This window comes from Streptomyces sp. NPDC060209 (assembly GCF_042728155.1).
GTDB lineage: Bacteria > Actinomycetota > Actinomycetes > Streptomycetales > Streptomycetaceae > Streptomyces.
Window position 1 is genome coordinate 1 of the sequence record NZ_JBHWZS010000558.1, and the last position, 1822, is coordinate 1822.

At 64.2% G+C, this 1822-nt stretch carries 3 protein-coding genes; 2 read left to right on the forward strand and 1 reads right to left on the reverse strand.

Annotation, left to right across the window (positions count from 1 at the left end; all coding sequences use genetic code 11):
* Nucleotides 1–73: 73 nt before the first annotated feature.
* Nucleotides 74–904, reverse strand: coding sequence for an enoyl-CoA hydratase/isomerase family protein (locus tag ACFWFI_RS42535; protein WP_387401302.1), 831 nt, complete (start codon nucleotides 902–904; stop codon nucleotides 74–76).
* Between the two features lie 107 nt (nucleotides 905–1011).
* Here ACFWFI_RS42535 and ACFWFI_RS42540 point away from each other — a divergent pair, with 107 nt between their 5' ends.
* On the forward strand, nucleotides 1012–1443 hold the full coding sequence (locus ACFWFI_RS42540) for a winged helix-turn-helix transcriptional regulator (RefSeq protein WP_387401304.1): 432 nt from the start codon (nucleotides 1012–1014) through the stop codon (nucleotides 1441–1443).
* 11 nt (nucleotides 1444–1454) lie between these two features.
* Nucleotides 1455–1811, forward strand: coding sequence for a hypothetical protein (locus ACFWFI_RS42545; RefSeq protein WP_387401306.1), 357 nt, complete (start codon nucleotides 1455–1457; stop codon nucleotides 1809–1811).
* The last annotated feature ends 11 nt before the right edge of the window (nucleotides 1812–1822 follow it).

The following is a 1822-nucleotide window of genomic DNA, read 5'->3' on the forward strand; positions in this document are numbered from 1 at the left end:
GCGTTACCGCCCAGCACCAGAGTGCTGGCGAAGGGCAGGAAGTCGGGCTCGAACTGGGCCGTTACGGGCGGCGTCAGCGGGTCACGGATCGCATGAGCTGCTCCAGGTCGGCCTCGCCCTCCAGGGTCTGCGCGCCGTGCTCCAGCGCCCTGCCCATGAGCGCGAGGGCGATCGGGTCCGCGATCAAGCTGGCCCAGGCGATCTCCTCACGCTCGTAGCCCTCGAGCGGACGAGCGGGCGCCAAGATCTCCTTCGCGCGCAGGGCGACGTTGTCTGCGAGGCCGGCGATGTTGCGCGCGACGCGAGCAACGAACTCGTCGAGTTCCGCTGCGGGCACCGCACGGTTGACCCACCCGTATGCGGCAGCCGTGGTCGCGTCGTAGAGATCTCCGGTCAGCACGATCTCCAAAGCTCGATTACGGCCGACACGCTCAAGGAGATACTGCGTCCCGCCCCCAGCGGGCACGATACCCATGAGGCTCTCAATCTGCCCGAGCCCGGCAGTCTCGGTCGCAGCGAACACCATGTCGGCGGCCGCGACGAACTCCGCCCCGCCGCCTCGCGCCTTGCCAGCGAGCTTGACGATGATCGGCTGCGGCTGATTGCGGAGCAGTTCCCCGACAGCCTGGAACACGTTCACTCCCCGCGGGGTGGCGGCAACGAGCTCGTTGAAAAGATCTTCGTCGTCGAGGATGTGCATGTCGACGTGGGCAAGGAAGAACTCCGGGTTCGCCGAGGAGAACACGATCACCTTCACCGACGAGTCGTCGCGAAGCTCTCCCAGAACGCTGGCGAGGTCCTTCATCAGCATTGCGCTGATGACGTTCACCGGAGGATTGTCGAGCACGATCTCGGCGACACCGTCCGCGACGGTCACGTGCAGGGTCGAGTAGGACTGTGACATGAGGACCTTTCATGAGTATGCGTTAAGCATGTAGGTTTGCGATGCATACCCATACTGCGTTAGCACGCAGACGTCGTCTAGAACGCACTTTGGAGGACCTAGAGCACATGACTGATACCACCCCCTACACGGCGCACGGTGATCAGAGCGTGCTGTTCGCCGTAGATTGCCCTAGCCGGCCGATCCTCGATCAGATCGCCGACAAATGGTCCATGATGGCCCTCGCAGTGCTCCAGCAGCCGACCCGGTTCAACGAGATCAAGCGCCGACTCGCCGGGGTGACCCAGCGCGTCCTCACCCAGACGCTCCGACGTCTGGAGCGCAACGGCATGATCACCCGCCGCGTCATCCCCACATCCCCGATCGGCGTCGAATACGCCCTCACCCCCCTCGGCGAATCGCTGCTCGAACCATTCGGAAGGCTCTACGACTGGACCATCGAACACGCCTCGACCATCCGAGCAGCACAAGCCGACTACGACGCAGAACCCATACCATTTCACGACCACGGGACGGCCCAAGCTGAACGTGCCCTCTGACAGTCCGATCCGTGCACATCACCTGCCGCAGCGCTGAGTCGGAAGCAGCCCGCAAGGAGCACTACAAGCAGATCTACGCTCCCGCGCAGGAGCGGCGGAAGCAGGCGAAGACGGACTCGGCCACCGAGGCACAGGTGAAGTACTTGACCACGCTCGCGGAGAAGGCCGGCAAGAAGCAGTTCGATGCCGAGTTCACCAAGGTGATCAAGGGCAGCGACATCGCCCCGCGCGCTCCCCGCCAGCGGTGCGCGACGGCCGCGAAACGGCTGACAAAGGCCAGGGCCTGTCGGCGTACAAGTGGTCGTGGCTCCGGCAAGATTTTCGTAGCCGAAGATCAGGGCGAGGTAGGTGGGTTGAAGTCTGCATAGCGGCGGCGGAG